13 protein-coding genes are annotated in these 16,894 nt (G+C 57.1%); 5 read left to right on the top strand and 8 right to left on the bottom strand.

Translation table 11 applies throughout. The annotated features are described in order from the left end of the window. Positions 1-93: 93 nt before the first annotated feature. From ppdK to ACIQ20_RS04060, 5 genes are all read right to left on the bottom strand, one after another. On the bottom strand, positions 94-2,751 hold the full coding sequence (gene ppdK / locus ACIQ20_RS04080; RefSeq protein WP_395777645.1) for a pyruvate, phosphate dikinase: 2,658 nt from the start codon (positions 2,749-2,751) through the stop codon (positions 94-96). 259 nt (positions 2,752-3,010) lie between these two features. Continuing rightward, entirely contained in the window at positions 3,011-5,047 is a 2,037-nt protein-coding gene (gene glyS / locus ACIQ20_RS04075; protein WP_395777644.1) for a glycine--tRNA ligase subunit beta, read from the bottom strand. Positions 5,048-5,049: 2 nt separating this feature from the next. Continuing rightward, the gene (locus ACIQ20_RS04070) at positions 5,050-5,988 is read right to left on the bottom strand and encodes a glycine--tRNA ligase subunit alpha (RefSeq protein WP_395777643.1); all 939 of its coding nucleotides are present in this window, start codon (positions 5,986-5,988) and stop codon (positions 5,050-5,052) included. Between the two features lie 81 nt (positions 5,989-6,069). Further along, positions 6,070-8,037, bottom strand: a complete 1,968-nt coding sequence (locus ACIQ20_RS04065; RefSeq protein ID WP_395777642.1) for a pilus assembly protein TadG-related protein — start codon at positions 8,035-8,037, stop codon at positions 6,070-6,072. A 269-nt stretch (positions 8,038-8,306) separates the two neighbouring features. Beyond that, a complete protein-coding gene (locus ACIQ20_RS04060) occupies positions 8,307-9,098 on the bottom strand; it encodes an SDR family NAD(P)-dependent oxidoreductase (protein WP_395777641.1) in 792 nt (263 codons plus the stop codon). Positions 9,099-9,194: 96 nt separating this feature from the next. On the opposite strand from ACIQ20_RS04060, the gene ACIQ20_RS04055 reads away from it, so the two are divergent. Genes ACIQ20_RS04055 through ACIQ20_RS04040 form a run of 4 tightly spaced genes read left to right on the top strand, consistent with a single transcriptional unit; the run spans position 9,195 to position 12,614 of the window. Then, a complete protein-coding gene (locus ACIQ20_RS04055) occupies positions 9,195-10,499 on the top strand; it encodes a diguanylate cyclase domain-containing protein (RefSeq protein ID WP_395777640.1) in 1,305 nt (434 codons plus the stop codon). Further along, positions 10,496-11,206 (top strand): DsbA family oxidoreductase, encoded by a 711-nt coding sequence (locus ACIQ20_RS04050; protein ID WP_395777639.1) that lies wholly within the window; start codon positions 10,496-10,498, stop codon positions 11,204-11,206. Before ACIQ20_RS04055 ends, ACIQ20_RS04050 begins: the two co-directional genes overlap by 4 nt. After that, complete coding sequence (gene ruvX, locus ACIQ20_RS04045) at positions 11,206-11,691, top strand: Holliday junction resolvase RuvX (RefSeq protein WP_395777638.1); 486 nt, start codon at positions 11,206-11,208, stop codon at positions 11,689-11,691. The genes ACIQ20_RS04050 and ruvX overlap by 1 nt, the downstream gene beginning before the upstream one ends. Further along, positions 11,688-12,614, top strand: a complete 927-nt coding sequence (locus ACIQ20_RS04040) for an AEC family transporter (protein WP_395777637.1) — start codon at positions 11,688-11,690, stop codon at positions 12,612-12,614. The genes ruvX and ACIQ20_RS04040 overlap by 4 nt, the downstream gene beginning before the upstream one ends. A 16-nt stretch (positions 12,615-12,630) precedes the next feature. Here ACIQ20_RS04040 and ACIQ20_RS04035 read toward each other — a convergent pair whose 3' ends face one another. Beyond that, entirely contained in the window at positions 12,631-13,230 is a 600-nt protein-coding gene (locus ACIQ20_RS04035; protein WP_395777636.1) for a fasciclin domain-containing protein, read from the bottom strand. Between the two features lie 187 nt (positions 13,231-13,417). Here ACIQ20_RS04035 and xseA point away from each other — a divergent pair, with 187 nt between their 5' ends. Next, positions 13,418-14,878, top strand: a complete 1,461-nt coding sequence (gene xseA, locus ACIQ20_RS04030) for an exodeoxyribonuclease VII large subunit (protein ID WP_395777635.1) — start codon at positions 13,418-13,420, stop codon at positions 14,876-14,878. Here the strand turns inward: xseA and ACIQ20_RS04025 are convergent. Beyond that, a complete protein-coding gene (locus tag ACIQ20_RS04025) occupies positions 14,875-16,026 on the bottom strand; it encodes a lipid-A-disaccharide synthase (RefSeq protein ID WP_395777634.1) in 1,152 nt (383 codons plus the stop codon). The genes xseA and ACIQ20_RS04025 overlap by 4 nt on opposite strands. Further along, positions 16,023-16,874 carry an LpxI family protein gene (locus ACIQ20_RS04020; RefSeq protein WP_395777633.1) on the bottom strand — a complete coding sequence of 284 codons (852 nt, stop codon included), beginning with the start codon at positions 16,872-16,874 and terminating at the stop codon, positions 16,023-16,025. The genes ACIQ20_RS04025 and ACIQ20_RS04020 overlap by 4 nt, the downstream gene beginning before the upstream one ends. Positions 16,875-16,894: the final 20 nt, after the last annotated feature.

Here is a 16,894-nt window from a genome sequence, read left to right as displayed (position 1 = left end):
GGCTTGCCGTCCTCAAGCCACCCCTTCACCGGCTTCGCCGGAGCTTCCCCATGAATGGGGAAGCTGGCCGCGAAGCGGACTGAAGGGGCTCTCTCAGCTGAGCGCAGCCTGAGCTGCTGCCAAGCGGGCGATGGGCACGCGGTAGGGTGAGCACGACACATAGTCGAGGCCGGCTTTTTCGCAGAAGGTGATCGAGGCAGGGTCGCCGCCATGTTCACCACAAATGCCCAGTTTAAGGTCTGGCTTGGTGGCCCGACCACGGTCGCGAGCAATCTTGATGAGGTCGCCAACGCCCGACTGATCCAAGGTCACGAACGGGTCTTTATCAAAGATCCCTTGCTCGACATAGGCCCCCATGAAGCGGCCAGAATCATCGCGGCTGATGCCAAGGGTCGTCTGCGTTAGGTCGTTGGTGCCGAAGGAGAAGAAGGCTGCTTGACGGGCAATCTCGTCGGCTTTGAGCGCTGCGCGTGGCAACTCAATCATGGTGCCGACTGAATAGTCGATTTCCATGCCTTCATAATCCATGACTTCGCGGCCAATCGCATCAACCCGGTCTTTCAGGATTTGCAATTCCTTTTCCGTCGCCACTAGAGGGATCATGATCTCCGGCACCGGGGCTTCACCTTCTGCTTTGGCCACTTCAATAGCGGCTTCAAAGATGGCGCGCGCCTGCATCTCGTAGATTTCAGGATAGGTGATGCCTAGGCGGCAGCCACGGTGGCCCAACATCGGGTTCACTTCGTGCAAGTCCTTGGCCCGTTCCAGCAATTTGGCTTTATCTAGCCCAGTTGCATTGGCCACCGCTTCCACATCTTCCAAACTGTGGGGCAGGAATTCGTGCAAAGGCGGATCGAGCAAGCGGATCGTGCAGGGCAGACCCTTCATGATGGTGAAAATCTCAACAAAGTCTTGGCGTTGCATCGGCAAAATTTTGGTCAAAGCCAAAACGCGACCTGCTTTGGTTTCTGAGAGGATCATCTCGCGAACAGCGGCAATCCGGTCCGCGTCAAAGAACATATGTTCCGTCCGGCAGAGACCTACGCCTTCGGCCCCAAACTCACGTGCGGTGCGCACATCGAGTGGGGTTTCAGCATTTGCCCGGACCTTCAAGCGGCGGACCTTATCAGCCCACACCATTAGGGCCGCAAAGTCGCCTGACAATTCAGGCTGTTCCATCTCAACCGCGCCAAACAGGACTTCGCCTTTGGAGCCGTCGACCGAGATGATGTCACCTTTTTTGATCTCACGACCGCGCACTTTAAAGACGCCTGCTGCTTCGTCGATGCGGATTTCGCCGGCACCGGAAACGCAAGGCCGGCCCATGCCGCGTGCCACAACCGCTGCGTGGCTGGTCATGCCACCGCGTGAGGTCACAATGGCGCGGCTGGCGTGCATGCCGTGAATGTCTTCGGGGCTGGTTTCTTCGCGCACGAGGATGACCGACTTACCGGCCTTGGACATTTCTTCGGCTTCATCGGGGTCAAAGACGACTTCGCCGACGGCAGCGCCTGGCGACGCAGGAAGGCCGACGGCGATCAAGTCACGCACCGCACCTGGCGCGATTGTTGGGTGCAGCAATTGATCCAGCGCTGCAGGATCGACCCGCATGACGGCTTCATTCTCGGTAATCAGGCCTTCGGCGACCATATCGACGGCAATCTTCAAAGCCGCCTTGGCGGTGCGTTTGCCGTTACGGGTTTGCAGCATCCACAACTTGCCACGCTCGACCGTGAACTCAATGTCCTGCATGTCGCGGTAATGGCCTTCGAGCTGGCCATAAACTTGGACGAGTTGAAGGAACACTTCAGGAAGCGCTTCTTCCATCGAAAGACCGCCCTCGCCCATCGTCTCGCGCTGGACGCGCGTGATGGACTTTGGCGTGCGAATGCCAGCGACAACGTCTTCGCCTTGGGCATTGATCAGATATTCGCCATAGAACAAGCGCTCGCCCGTGGATGGGTTACGCGTAAAGGCGACGCCCGTGGCGGAGGTTTCGCCCATATTGCCAAACACCATGGCTTGGACGTTAACAGCCGTCCCCCAGCTTTCAGGGATGTCGTGCATCTTGCGGTAAAAATCGGCGCGGTCATTCATCCAAGACCGGAACACAGCCCCAACCGCGCCCCATAATTGGTCGTTCACATCTTGCGGGAATGGCTTGCCCATCGCGGCTTCTACCGCGGACTTATATTTCACGACGACTTTTTCCCAATCGTCTGCCTGAAGGTCGGTATCGATCGTGTAATCGTGGACTTCCTTATAGCTTTCCAGAATGTCTTCAAACATGTGGTGGTCGAGTTCCAGCACGACATTGGAATACATTTGGATGAAGCGGCGATAGCTATCAAAGGCAAAGCGGCGGTTGCCGGATTGGGCTGCAAGGCCTTCCACCGTCTCATCATTCAGGCCCAAGTTCAGGACCGTATCCATCATGCCCGGCATAGAAGCGCGCGCGCCAGAGCGGACCGATACCAGAAGCGGGTTTGCCGCATCGCCAAAGCCTTTGCCCACAGTGGCCTCAACCGTCGTCATGGCTGCTTTGACTTCATTAGCCAGCGCATCTGGGTATTTTTGGCCCAAGGCATAAAAGGCCGTGCAGACCTCGGTTGTGATGGTAAAGCCTGGAGGAACGGGAAGCCCGATCTTATTCATTTCTGCAAGGTTCGCGCCCTTGCCACCCAAAAGATTTTTCATGCTGGCGTCGCCATCGGCGAGCCCGGCCCCAAAGCTATAAACCAATTTACTCATGTAGCATGTGCCTCATGTGATTCCTGCGCCACCAGCGCGTGTTAGCGGCCCTTCTAAGGCAGTCCAGTGAAGTATCAACCCACACGAGAGCCCAGAATGGCCGAAGTGTGTCGCAAGACACACACCCTTTTGGATATGTAGTTTTACAACACGCAGAATTGTCCAGAATCCGGGCAAATGTCCGGATTGAGGTCAGAGCGGCAGCAAGTCTTGGGCCAAGTGCCGTAACGGAACCCGTGGCTGATGGGCAGTCGCGAATTTAGCCGCCGGCCAGCTTGGAGAAGTCGGCCACCCGCTCACTCACCGTCCGCAATTTCACCAATAGGGCCAAGCGGTTCTGACGAATGGCAGCATCGGCATCATTGACGAGAACATTTTCGAAGAACTGATCGACTGGGCCGCGTAGCCCTGCCAAAGCGCTCATCGCGGTGTCAAACTGCTCTGCCGCGAGGGCCTGTTCCATCTGGCCTTCAGCGGAAACAAGGGCTTGGTACAGCCCCTGCTCGGCTCGCTCTGCCAACAGCGCCTCTGAAACTATGCCCTGTGCCGCAGCCCCGTCCTTCTTTTCCTCAGCGCGCAGAATATTAGCCCCACGTTTGAGACCCGCAACCAAATTAGCCCCATCCTCGGTCTTCAAGACCTTGGAAAGCGCCGTCACCCGGGCAACGATTCTTACGATGTCATCATCTTGGATGGCGAAGGCTGCTTCGAGCACATCGGGCGCAAAGCCTTCATCGCGGAGGGAAACGCGGAGGCGCTCGAGGATGAAGTCTAGCAAGCCATTGGCTGTGGTTCTATCGCCCAAAGCAAAGCGAACACCCGCCTCCCGCACAATCCGGATTACACCCAGTGCCGCGCGACGCAGCGCATAAGGGTCACCCGAACCGGTTGGCTTCTCACCAATGGCAAAGAAGCCCGTCAACGTATCGAGTTTATCGGCCAAGGCCACGGCCATAGCGACAGGCTCACTCGGCACCTTATCAGACGGGCCGACGGGTTTGTAATGATCGCGAATGGCATCGGCGATGAGTTGGTTGGAAGCCGCACTTCCGCCCTGCTGCATCTGATAATAACGCCCCATAACCCCTTGAAGTTCTGGGAATTCGCCGACCATTTCGGTCGTCAAATCGGCCTTGGCCAACAAAGCGGCGTGCTTTGCGTCGTCCACATCTGCCCCGACCAAGGGCGCGATCTCGCCGGCCAGTGCCACGATGCGGCGCACCTTATCGCCAACGCTGCCCAGCTTTTCGTGGAACACCAACGTATCCAGCTTCGGCACGCGGCTTTCTAGGCTCGCTTTGCGGTCCAAGTCCCAGAAATAGCGCGCATCATTGAGCCGCGCTGCGAGCACCCGGGCATTACCCAGCGCGATTTTCTTGCCGCCGTCGGTTGCCTTCACATTGGACACGATGATGAAATGCGGCGCGAGGCCGCCGGTCTTAGGATCGCGGACGACGAAGTATTTCTGATTGACCCGCAAGGTCAGGCGAATGACTTCAGGTGGCAGGTCCAAGAAGGAAGGATCCATGTCGCCCATGATCACATGCGGCTCGTCCACCAGACCACAGACTTCTTCCAAAAGCCCTTCATCATCAATGAGTTCTAGGTTACGGGCATGACACAGGGTTTGAGCGTCTGCCTTGATCTGGGCCTTACGCTGATCCCGGTCGAGGACGACATGGGCAGCCGATAGCTTGGCCTCATAATCCTCAAAGTCCTTGACCTCAAAGGTGCCCGTGCCATGAAAACGATGGCCTTCACTGACATTGCTAGCGGCAATTCCGTCGACGTCAAACGGCACAATCTCACCGTCAAACACGGCCAAAATCCGATGCAAAGGCCGCACCCACCGCAAGGTTCCCTCACCCCATCGCATGCTTTTCGGCCACGGGAAGTTGCGGATAATATCGGGGACGATCTCTGCCAAAGCATCTGGCGTTGCCCGGCCAGGCTTTACCAGATCAGCGACGTAAAAATCGCCCTTCTTCGGGTCGGAGACCACACGGGCCTGGGCGATGTCGGTTAGGCCTGCACCACGTAAGAAGCCTTCAATGGCTTGGGCGGGGGCATCGACTTTGGGGCCCTTACGCTCTTCGCGTACATCGGCTGTCCGCTCTGGCAGGCCTTCCACAACCGCGACGAGGCGGCGCGGCACGCTGAAAGTCTCCATCCCGCCTGGCAAAAAGCCTGCTTTGGTCAAAGCATCCATCAACAGCTTTTTGAGGTCTTCAGCCGCGCGCTTTTGCATGCGGGCTGGGATTTCCTCGGAGAAAAGTTCAAGCAAGAATTGGGGCATGGTTACAGCCACTCCGCTTCTTGGGCTTGGGTTTCAGCCCACAGGACGGCGCAGCCCTTGGCCTGATCGCGCACGCGGGCGATGAAGCTCTGCCGCTCTGTCGGTGACACCACGCCGCGCGCGTCGAGAAGATTGAACAGGTGTGAGCACTTCAGCGCCCAGTCAAAGGCCGGCAGTGGCAAGCGCTTTTCACGCAAATGGGTGCACATACGCTCTGCATCCTCAAACCAGCGCTTGAGCATGGCAGGGTCGGATTCTTCAAAGTTAAAGGTCGATTGTTGGCGCTCATTCTCGAGGAATACATCGCCATAGCTGACGCCAAGCCCATTGAAATCAAGGTCATAGACGTTTTCAACGCCCTGAACATACATGGCCAAGCGCTCGAGCCCATAGGTCAATTCGCCCGACACAGGCTTGCAATCGAGGCCGCCGACTTGTTGGAAATAGGTGAATTGGGAGACTTCCATCCCGTCACACCAAATCTCCCACCCAAGCCCCCAAGCCCCGACGGTCGGGTTTTCCCAATCGTCTTCGACAAAGCGGATGTCATGCAAAGTGGGGTCGATCCCAATCTCATAGAGTGAATTGAGATACAGTTCCTGCAAATTGGGCGGATTGGGCTTTAGGATCACCTGATACTGGTAATAATGGCCCAGGCGATTGGGGTTTTCCCCATAGCGCCCATCCTTAGGACGACGCGATGGCTGCACATAGGCCGCGCGCCACGGTTTTGGTCCGAGCGCGCGTAAGGTGGTGGCTGGATGCAACGTCCCTGCGCCAACTTCGGTATCATAGGGCTGCAAGATGACGCAGCCTTGCCGCGCCCAATAGTACGAAAGGGTGAGAATAATATCTTGGAAGCTGGGCACTTTGCCATCGGCGAGCGCGCGCGAGCAAGGCGTTTCGCGTGGGGCAGCTTGAGGAGCGATAAATTGGGTCATGACGATGTGTGCATAAAGCGCAAGCGGCCCCGCTTGCAACAAGCGAGGCCGCTTTTAGCGCAGAAGAAGGCGGGAACCGGCCTATTCTTTCAAGCGCAAACTGAAGGTTTCCCGCGCAATCTGCTCAAAGGTCGAATTTAGCTGGCTTGCATCAACCGCGAATGCCCGGTCTGCACTGCCAGCACAGGTGCGGAGGCGGTCGACGGCGTCCGTATCCGAGACGTTGATTGCAACTGTGTACAGTTCAATCTTATAAGTATCGCGGATTGCGGTACACCAAGATTGCATGCGCTGGTCGAGCGTCGCGCGATCTGGCGAACCCGAGCACCCCGGAGCGCCGGACTCATTACAACCCCAGTAACCAGGGAAATTAACCGCTTGTTCGTTCGCCCCGTCGGTCATCAAGACCATAACCTTAGTGACAGTCGAGGAATCAAACGGCTCTGGCTGGTTATGCTGGAAGAAGGTTTTCCACTCGTCGCGCGGTGACAACGCCCGCAGACCCCAGCGCAAGCCCACATCGGCATGGGTACCACCAGGGGAGGGCGACAGACGGTCAATCGTGTTGATCAATTGGGTCCGGTTCGCAGAAAGGCCTAGCATCGGCATGGGGCAATTCAGGTTTGGCCCTGTAATGCGGCGGAAGCTATCCCACGTATTTTTCGGCACCCACGAACACCAAGACCCATTGGCATTGTTCCAAGTGATTTCGTTGTAATCAGCGGCACAGCCATTGGCGGTGCCCAAGTTGAGGTCCCACTGACACCCACCACTACTCACGCAGCTTTGTGAGCCCGTGAAATTGAAGAAGGCGTTGCGTGTGCCGTTATTGTCGTTTTGCGCACACGCAATTGTGGTTACACTTTGGCTGCCAGCGGGGCAAGAAAGATAGGGGCAAGAGTAGGGATTGTTGACGCAGGCTGCATTCAACACAGTCGAGCCAAAGTTCAAAAACGCAAAGCTCTCGGACTTTTGGCCCGGCAAGATCAATTTGCCCTGCGTTTTTGGCGGTGGCGGCGGCGGCGGAGGCGGCGGCGGCGGCGGCCCCTTAGGTGGCGGCGGCGGTGGTGGTGGCCCCTTAGGTGGCGGTGGACAACCCGTCCATTTATCGCACATCTTCGGTGTGCTCACCCCTTTGGTTCGGGTGGCATTGTTGATGCGCGGCGGTACGCGCAGAGCATTCCAGCTCATGCCAGTCTTTGTGTCATCATTGGCCGAAAGGCTTTCGCCATTACCAGAGATACAGCCGCGCCAGCCTACGGGCGCAAACAATGTGTTTAGGTTGGCAGTGGTCTCAGTAACATTTGCTGTGCGGCTAACGAGATTGGTCGGCAACGAACGTGTGCCCGCATCAGGGGGGCTAAGGGCCGGCGCAGCATCTTTATTCCATGTTTGATCTGGAACTTCGCTACGAATATTGACGGTCGTCGTCCAAGGAATAACTGCAACCCGCAAGCGATCGGGAATGGTGACCGTGTCGAACAAGGTATTGACGAAACCTTTGGCCGCGCTGCGCATTTGGGTGAAGCGCGTGCTTGGACGACCATCCTTTTCGAACATAGATGCGGTGGTATCCACAACCACGGCCACTTCCAAGCGACGATCCGTGCCTGCGGTGGCGACACCAACAGCGCTGAGGGAAACCGTCGATAGTCCAACTACGCCACCCAAAATCAAGCTTTGCGTGCCAGTTCCAGTCAACCGCGCTGAACCATCTTCATCCCAAGTGACAGAGGCCTGAAGATTGCTAACGCCTTGCTCCGAACCCGGTGCAGAGGCCAAAAAGGTCTTGGTGCCGGCCGTTACCCCAGCGGCCTTGGCAAGAGTGTCGCCTAGATTGCTCTTGTCAGCTTGCTCGCGCTTGGCAGCCAATGCGCCAGCATCGGCAGCAGCGGCCAAAGAAGCTCTGGTGTTGGCGACGCGCGTAAGTTCGATCGAAGCGCCCAACACACCGAGGGACACCGAAGAGACCAATGCAAAGATAACCGCGACATTCCCGCGCTCGGTGCGCGTGATACTCGTCGCTAATAAAGTCTTCGAAAACTTCATTGACCCAATCCTTCAAAGCGCCACAAACACCAGGACACTTATCTATTCGGTAACACGTAAGCTCTTAACAACGCCTAAAAAAGATTGGTCAATTGGAGCTAAATCAAATACCTGCAATTTTAATCGATGCGCAGTGAACAGATGCGTTTCGACACGGATATGCTCCGGGCAAACCTAAAAAAATCAATAACTAACAAAGATGCAGCCTAAAAGCCATCTCAGCTATTTAAGCTTTAGTGGAAGCGTACCCAGCTTCAGGAATTCATCGCTTAAAGTGCCTGCCCATCATCAATTTGCACCACCGCACCACTGGTAAAGCGGCCTGGATCTGACACCAACCACGCCATTGCCCCATCAAGGGCTTGGTCGTCCATCAAGCGGCGGCGTGGAAATCCAGCAACCATCTTTTGACCCCCACTTTGGCCCAGCCAATCAGCATTGATCTCTGTTTCAATATAGCCTGGGCAGATGGCATTCACGTTAATGCCCTTGCGCATCCATTCTGCGGCCATGGATTTAGCCATCATCACCACGGCAGCTTTTGAGACGCAATAGGGCACAAGGCCCGGGAGCGGCTTAAGACCCGCCATAGAGGCAATCAAAACTATTCGGCCATCCCCACGTTCCGCACTGCCACTTGCAATCATACGCTTGGCCCCTTCGCGAGCGGTAAGAAACACGCCGCGTACATTGACCGACATTATGGCATCATAGGCATCCATGGTGATGTCGGTTGCAAGGCCAATTTCATTGGTGCCGGCATTGGCGATCACGATGGACGGCAGCCCCAGACCTGCCTCGGCAGCGTCAAAGGCTGCGACCACACTGGCCTCATCCTGCACGTCAAGATTCACCGCCTGAGCCGCCCCACCTTCGGACTCAATCGACGCAACCAAAGCCTCTAAGCGATCCACCCGGCGCGCACCGCACACCACTTTTGCGCCGAGCCCCGCCAGCAGACGGGAAAAATGCGCGCCAAGACCAGAGGATGCCCCCGTGATCAAAGCTGTCTTGCCGTGAAGGCTGAAATTGGGCTGAATCAAAGCAGGGTTGGCAGTCAAAATCGTGCGCCTTTCACATTCGTTTACTGACGACTCAGTTTCCCCACGCTAGGGTGCTATACGAATTACGCAATGGTCCTTGAAAGTAGGCATAGGATGGCAAAGCCACATATTCTTGTTCTCGCCGGCGATGACGCAAGTGAGGTATTGTCGCAAGCTGGCTTCACCATAGCCGGGGAAGACCATCAACGTCGCCAGACAGCTGCGATTGTTGTCGATACCCGCGGCGACAGCGGGCCGAAGGCCGGTGAGCTGGTTCGATCGCTCAAGGCCGCCTTGGGGCCGCGTGCCGGCTTGTTCATGGCGTGGAGCAATGGGGAAGAAAATTTCGACGTCAGCGCGTTTGATGGCGTTTTAGATGCCTTTGCGACACCCGGCGTTTTGGCGGCCCGCCTTGGGTCCAGCTTGCGCATCGCGGTCATGGCTGATGAAGCGAAAATGCGGTTTCGAACCTTAGCACGCTTTGGCGGGCCCGCGCATCCGCCCATCGTAAGCAGCGCCAAAGTGCCCCGAATCCTGTTGTTTGGTCAGCCTGACCCTGATCTGTTGCAATTCACGACTGCCCTAACACAACTTGGCGCAGAGACGGTCGCTGCCTTTACCTCGTTCACTGCCTTTGATTATCTCCATGAGAGTGAATTTGATGGCGTGGTGATCCTTGCCCGGGATGATCGGGCCACCGCGTTGGGTTTCTGCGCCGCCATGCGGCGCAACGCGCGCATGTTCCATATGCCGTGCCTAATCCTGGGATCGCCGGACTTCGACAATCCTCATGAAGCGATTGAGCGTGGGGCAACAGATTTTGCGATAGCAGGCGACGATGACGCTGCCGCCGCAGATCGTCTGTTCAACTTCGTTGAAGAAAAACGCAGCCGCGATGCTTTGAACTTGGCTTTTGCAGCAGCCAGGGCACCGGCGGCTATGGAAGCGACAACAGGCCTTTATGCGCCGTCCTTCTTCTTGGCGCATTTGGAAAGCTTGGCCCAACGGGCCCACGAAACCGACCGACCATTATCGATTGCCTTGGCCCGCCTCGACACCGAGGCTAGCCTCGGCGTGGTTCATACGCGTCAAGGGATTGAAAGATTAGTCAGCCAGTCGGGTGCCATGCTGTCGCGCTTGGTGCGTGCGGAAGATGTTGCGGCACGTCTTGATCAGACAACCTTTGCGGTTGCTTTCCCAAGCTCCGATGATGAAGCTGCTGAAATTGCGGCTGAGCGCATTGCCGCTGTGCTTGAATGTACCGCTTTTGACGTTCAGGCGGATCACACCAATTATAGCAATGATCAACCGATCCAGATCAAGCTGGCGATTGCAAGCGCGAGCCTGTTGCCGCAAGAAAATGCAACGGGTTTACTTCAACGCGTCAAGGGTCAGCTAGAACAAGGCCACGCTAAATGAGCCCTCCACCACCTGAAGCAACCTCCCTCGAGCGCCCAATAACGATTGACTTTATCTCTGACGTGATTTGCCCTTGGTGTTATGTCGGGTTTCGCGCGTTGGTGACTGCTTGCGTCACCCAAGGCAATATTCTTACCCATTTAGCCATGCGGCCATTTGAACTCGATCCAACAACGCCCAAAGAAGGCGTTGATCGTCGGGCACGTCTATTGGCCAAATTTGGTGGCGATGAGGCCCGCTTGAAAGAGATTTCTCAAGCCGTCGTTGATGCCGGCCTGCAGGTCGGAATTGCCTTTAACTTTGATGCGATCAAAACGACACCAAACACGCGCGATTGCCACCGTTTAATGCGCTGGGCCCGCTCGGCAGGCGTTGAGGTCGAATGTGCCGAGGCTTTGTTTCAAGCCTATCATGTCGAGGGCGAGGATTTGAGCCAAGCCACCACGCTGGTTTCAATCGCCCGCGGCCTTGGGATGGATGGCGATCTGGTTGCGCGCCTGTTGGCCAGTGACGCCGATGTTGCCCCAGTTGAGCAGGAATTGGAAATCGCCCAACGCATGGGCGTAACAGGCGTCCCTACTGTCTTGTTTAATCAGAGCTTTGCTGTCGTTGGTGCGCAAGGTGTCGACACGTTTGTGGCCGCCTTGGACCGGGCGCGCGTTGAGCAAGTAGCTGCACCAGAACCTGCCACGCCCGGCAACACCTGATGCCAATTCTGGACTATCCGGCGTTTTGCGAGGCTTTGCCTGCCCGCCAGGCTTTAATCGGGATTGACCCCGGCTCCACGACGATAGGGGTCGCAGCTTCTGACGTCACACGCCTCATCGCCAGCCCAGCAGGCGGGGTAAAGCGTACGAAGATGGCCGCCGATGCACAGGCAATTTTCGCGATTTATGATGACCGCGCCGCCTGCGGCCTTGTGGTCGGTCATCCAATCAATATGGACGGATCTAAAGGCCCTTCGGCCCAAGCAGCACGCGCCTTTGCCCGCAACCTCTTGAATGTCCGCGATGTACCGCTTTTGATGTGGGATGAGCGGCTGTCAACCGCAGCCGTTCAACGGCAAATGATCGCCGCCGACATGACGCGGGCAAAGCGCGCTGCGGTGGTTGATGCAGCAGCAGCAGCCTACATGTTGCAGGGCCTTTTGGACCGCTTGCAAGGTGGGTTCAGCCTCGGCCCCATGTCATGAACGTTGCTTTCACCGCTATTCTGCCAGTCTTTCTGGTCATCGCCATTGGCTTTGTGGCCAAGCGCGCCAAGATTGTGCCCGATACGTCTTGGGCAGCCGTCAATTCCTTTGGCTATTGGATGTTGTATCCGGCCTTTTTGTTTTCCACGGTCGCGGGTGCCGATTTTTCAGGCCCAGATACTGTCCACTTTCTCACTTGCCTTGTAGTGGGCTTTGCGTTGGCTGGCCTCTGGGGGCTAAGTCTCAGATTGTGGTTTCGCGACGATGGCCCCGCCTTTACCTCAATTTTTCAAGCCAGTGTGCGCTGGAACGGCTTTATCGTATTAGCAGCAGCCCCTGCCCTTTATGGACAAGAGGGCCTCGCACTCATTGCTTTGGGCTTTGGGCCAGTGGTCGCTTTTGTGAATTTGATGAGCGTTTTTGTCATGGCTCGTTGGGGCCAGAATGACATTGTGCCGAGCCTTAAGGGTGCGCTGGGCGAAGTGATGCGCAATCCGTTGGTGCTGGCCAGCTTGGTCGGGATTGTCGCCAATCTGATTGGGCTGACCAAGCTAATTGGTCCGCTAGAGCCAGCGCTCGCCCTCCTAGGTCGTGCCGCAATGCCGGTTGCTTTGGTGAGCGTCGGGGCCGCTTTGAGCTTTGAGGGACTGGGTAAAGTACCGCTTCGCTTGGCGGTTGGCGTCGTCTCGAAGTTGGCCATCGCGCCGCTTCTGATGCTGATCGTGACGCAGATGCTGGGCTTGGCACCCTTGCCGAGTGCGGTGGCCATCGGTGTGGCCTCTATGCCGAGCGCGCCTGCTGCCTATGTGCTCGCACGCGAATTAGGCGGCGATGCGCCGCTGATGGCCGGTTTGGTGACCGCGACGACCTTGATCGCCTTGGTCACCATTCCGCTTTGGCATGTGCTGACTGTGCCTGCGTAGGCAGGCTGCCTTAGTCTTAGTGACTCTTTGGCGCAGGTGGCATCAAGACGGTGTCGATCACATGGATAACACCGTTAGACGCGGCGACATCGGCAGCGATCACGGCGACGCCATTAACGGTCACGCGGCCATTGCGTCCATCAATCGTGGCCTGACGTCCTTGAACGGTCGTGGCCGGAGTGATTCTCTCGAGCAATTGGTTGGATGTAATTTTGCCGGGCACGACGTGATAGGTCAGGATTGAGACCAATTGCGCACGATTTTCAGGCTTCAAAAGCGATTCCACGGTGCCAGCAGGCAATTTGGCGAAAGCGGCATCGGTTGGGGCAAAAACGGTAAACGGACCAGCGGTCTTCAGGGTATCAACCAAGCCAGCAGCCGTCAGCGCTGCGGCCAAGGTGTTAAAGCTTCCCGCACCAACAGCCACATCAATGATGTCACCCGTAGCGGCCTTGGCAGGCTTTTTGGCGGTAGACGTTGCGTGATAGCCGATGGTTTGAAAGCCAGCCGCTTGGGCTGCGGCGTCGGTACGGGTCTTGGCACATTCTGCCATTGCCGGTGCTGCAGACAAAGCGAGGGCGGCTGCCGCCGAAGCGAACATTTTGAAAGTGAACATGTTTTAATCCTAGAAGTCGAGCGGGATAGCTCTGGGACAGTCTACGCAGCCCGGTTCAACTGGATGTGTGAGAACCCAATTTCGTGATGTTTCTCTCTGAATTGTAATTTTAGTGACCGTTTCAAACCCATTAGGCGCAAATGCAAAGACCCTTCCCCCAAGCCGCACATCACATTAGACAGAACCCATGAGCAAAGAGCCCTCAAACGCACCGGAATTTTCTGTCTCTGAACTTTCAGGCGCGATCAAACGCCGCCTTGAGGATGACTTTGGCAATGTGCGCGTGCGCGGGGAAATGGGGCGGGTGACGCTGGCCAGATCCGGCCATGTCTATGTCGACCTGAAAGACGCCAATGCAGTCTTGTCTGCTGTGATGTGGAAAGGTGTGGCGGCTGCGCTAAAGTTCCGGCCTGAAGAAGGGATGGAAGTCATTGCCACAGGCAAAATCTCCACCTTCCCCGGCTCGTCGAAATACCAATTGATTATTGAGCGTCTGGAGCCTGCTGGCGTTGGCGCTTTGCTGGCGCAATTGGAAGAACGGCGCAAGCGCCTCGCGGCGGAAGGCTTGTTTGACCCTGAGCGCAAGCAAGCCCTGCCCTATCTGCCCAGCGTAATCGGCGTGGTGACCAGCCCGACCGGTGCCGTGATCCGGGATATTCTGCACCGCCTGTCCGAGCGCTTTCCTGTGCATGTGCTGCTCTGGCCAGTCCTCGTCCAAGGCGACAAGGCCGCTGACCAAGTCGCACGCGCCATTGCCGGATTTAATGATTTGCCGGCTGACGGGCCAGTGCCGCGCCCTGATCTTTTGATCATCGCGCGGGGTGGCGGCTCCATTGAAGACCTATGGGCTTTCAACGAAGAAGTCGTGGTACGCGCTGCAGCAGCCAGCGCCATCCCGCTGATCTCTGCCATTGGGCATGAGACCGACACCACTCTGATCGACTTTGCCTCTGACCGCCGCGCACCGACGCCAACGGGCGCGGCTGAAATCGCTGTCCCGGTGCGGCTAGAGTTACAAGAGCGCATGAGCTTGATCGGTGCCCGCCTTTCGCGCGCCATGGTGCGTGGCTTAGAACGTGCCAAGATCGAACTTCGCGCAGCTACGGCTCGCCTGCCCCGCGCAGAAACCCTGTTTGCTGGTGCACGCCAGCGCATGGACGTGATTGACCTGCGCTTTGGCCCATCGTTGCGCACCTTAGTCGTCGCCAAAGCGCACGGCCTTGCCGCTATTGGTGGTCGGTTGCGACCGCAAGTGCTGCACCAAGATGTGACGCGCAGGGCACAACTTGTCACCAGCCTCAGCCAAAGACTAGGTGCCGCCCTCACCCGCCGCACAGCGCTAGAACGCGACGCGCTGAAGCGGTCCGAGCAGCGCTTGGCCTTATTAAGCCAACGCCTGCAAGCCGGTCTCACGCGCAGCTTAGAGGGCAAGACGCGCCATCTGGCTGGCCAATCGAGCTTGTTAGAGGCTTTGTCTTATCGCTCGGCTTTAGAGCGCGGCTTTGCCGTGGTGCGCACCGATAAAGGCGTCGTGGTCCGCGCCAAGTCTGCCATTAAACCCGACGCGCATTTGACCCTGACCTTCCTCGATGGGGATGTAAAAGTGCGGGCAAGCGATGGCCCGGTTCAGGGCAGCTTGTTCGATTAAATCGCGTCCAGCAGTTTCAACAATGCCTCAGCTGCGCGCTCTGCGGCTGGAGGATCATGGCGGCCCATTTTGTCGAGGGCCAAGGCTTGCGCGCTCACTTGGTCTTGGGCAGCTTTTGGATCATTGAGAAGCTTAGAGGCTGCTTCTGCCAAGGCTTCTGGCGTCAACGCATTTTGCACAAATTCAGGGATCGCCATCCGCCCAAGAGCAATATTGAGCAAACAGATAAAGCGGCTCTTCAGCAAGAAGTTCAAAATAATAAAGCCGCTGATCGCACCTAAACGATAGCCCAGAACCATCGGCGTTTCTTGCAGGGCCACTTCCGTCGTAACCGTGCCAGAGCAGGCCAAAGCGACATCACCAGCGGCGAATGCGTCTAGTTTTTCATCCTCGCCCACCAAAGTGTGCGGGAAGGTCCAGTTCGCAGCGCGTGCTTCCAAGCGCTCCGCTACATTAGGTGCCAGAACGGCAACTACATGGACCAATGGGTCTTTGCCGCTGATCAAAGCTGCCGCCCCTTCCAGAGCCGGGGCGACCCGCTGAATCTCCCCACCGCGTGAGCCAGGAAGCAAAAGGACGATCTTTTTGTCTGCTAATCCATGGCGCGCCCGAAACCCAGCGCCATCGCCTTTTCCTGCCCGCGCTATCGCAGGATTACCGATAATCGTGACAGGCAGGCCTGTGCCCTCGTAAAAGGGCACTTCAAAGTCATGGATACAGAATAAGGCGTCATAGACCTCGGCCACCGTCTTGGCACGCCCGGGACGTGTAGCAAACACTTGCGGGCCGATCATTTTGATCAGACGGGCTTGTGGGACCCGTGCGCGAATGGCTTTGGCGGCTCGCAGCGTGAAACCCCAAGAATCGATCAACACAACGGTGTCGGGCTTAAAGGCTTCTGAGGCAATCCCGGTTTCTTTTGCCCGTGCATTGACGGTTTTCAGAGCCGCCAAGCCTTCAGTTAGGCCCAAAACGGATAGACCTTCAATCGATACAGCGCTTTGTATGCCTTGGCTGGCAAGCTTCTCGCCGCCAACGCCTTCGATGACCAGATTGGGGCGGCGGGCGCGCAGCGCTTGCACGAGCTCCGCGGCCAGCTCATCACCTGATGGCTCGCCGGCTACGACAAAGACCCGGAAGGGTTTCATGGCTGGGCATCCAATTGAACGCCCAGAATGAATAGTCCTGCTTCTTCGGCTGCTGCGATCACATTATAGCGGTCGATGATTAGAGCACTACCCGCCTCAACCACAATGCCGGCAAGGCCCGCTTTTGAAGCCCCCTCCACCGTTTTGACCCCGATGGTTGGAAGATCGACGCGGCGTTCTTGATCAGGCTTAGCGCGCTTGGCCAAGACCCCACGACGGGCCGCTTTGGTACCGCGAATATGGGTGGAAAGCTCATGCACACGGGTCAGCATCCGGTCGGTGCCCTCTTGAGCCTCAACCGCTAGGACCAAGCCATCCACCACGATGGCACCTTGACCAATATCCAGACGGCCGATTTCAGCTGCAATGGTCATGGCCTTGTTCGCATCTTCAAGCTGGGTCTCGGTTGGTTCATTCCCTGCGATCAAGCCCACTTCAGCCAATAGATCGGCTAAGACTTCATCGGTTCCAACAATGGCAAAGCCTTCCCGCTCAAACTCAGCGAGGACTGCCCGCAACAACGCGTCATCGCCTTTGCGCATTTCGGCCATGATGCGCGGTAACGCAAGCGCACCCCGTAAGTCTGGCTTGAGGGTGGAAAAGTCGGGTCGATTGACGAGGCCCGCAAACACCAGAGCATCCACGCCATCGGCTTTGAGGGCTTTCATACGTTCGCCAAAATTGGCCAAGGCGCATTCACTACCCGGATACAGGCTGAGGCGCGGGTCGGACATGCCTTTGATCCGGCTGATGTGCACCGGCATCCCAGAATCGCGGCAATGCTGGGCCAAGAGGACGGGTAAGTCCCCTGCCCCGGCAATAATGCCCAATTTCGAAAATGCGCGCATGTTGTCCCTTTAGGTCCGAC

The sequence above is a fragment of the Aquidulcibacter sp. genome, assembly GCF_044346625.1.
GTDB lineage: Bacteria > Pseudomonadota > Alphaproteobacteria > Caulobacterales > Aquidulcibacteraceae > Aquidulcibacter.
Note: the sequence above shows the minus strand (reverse complement) of the source record. Positions and strands in the feature narration are given on the sequence as shown.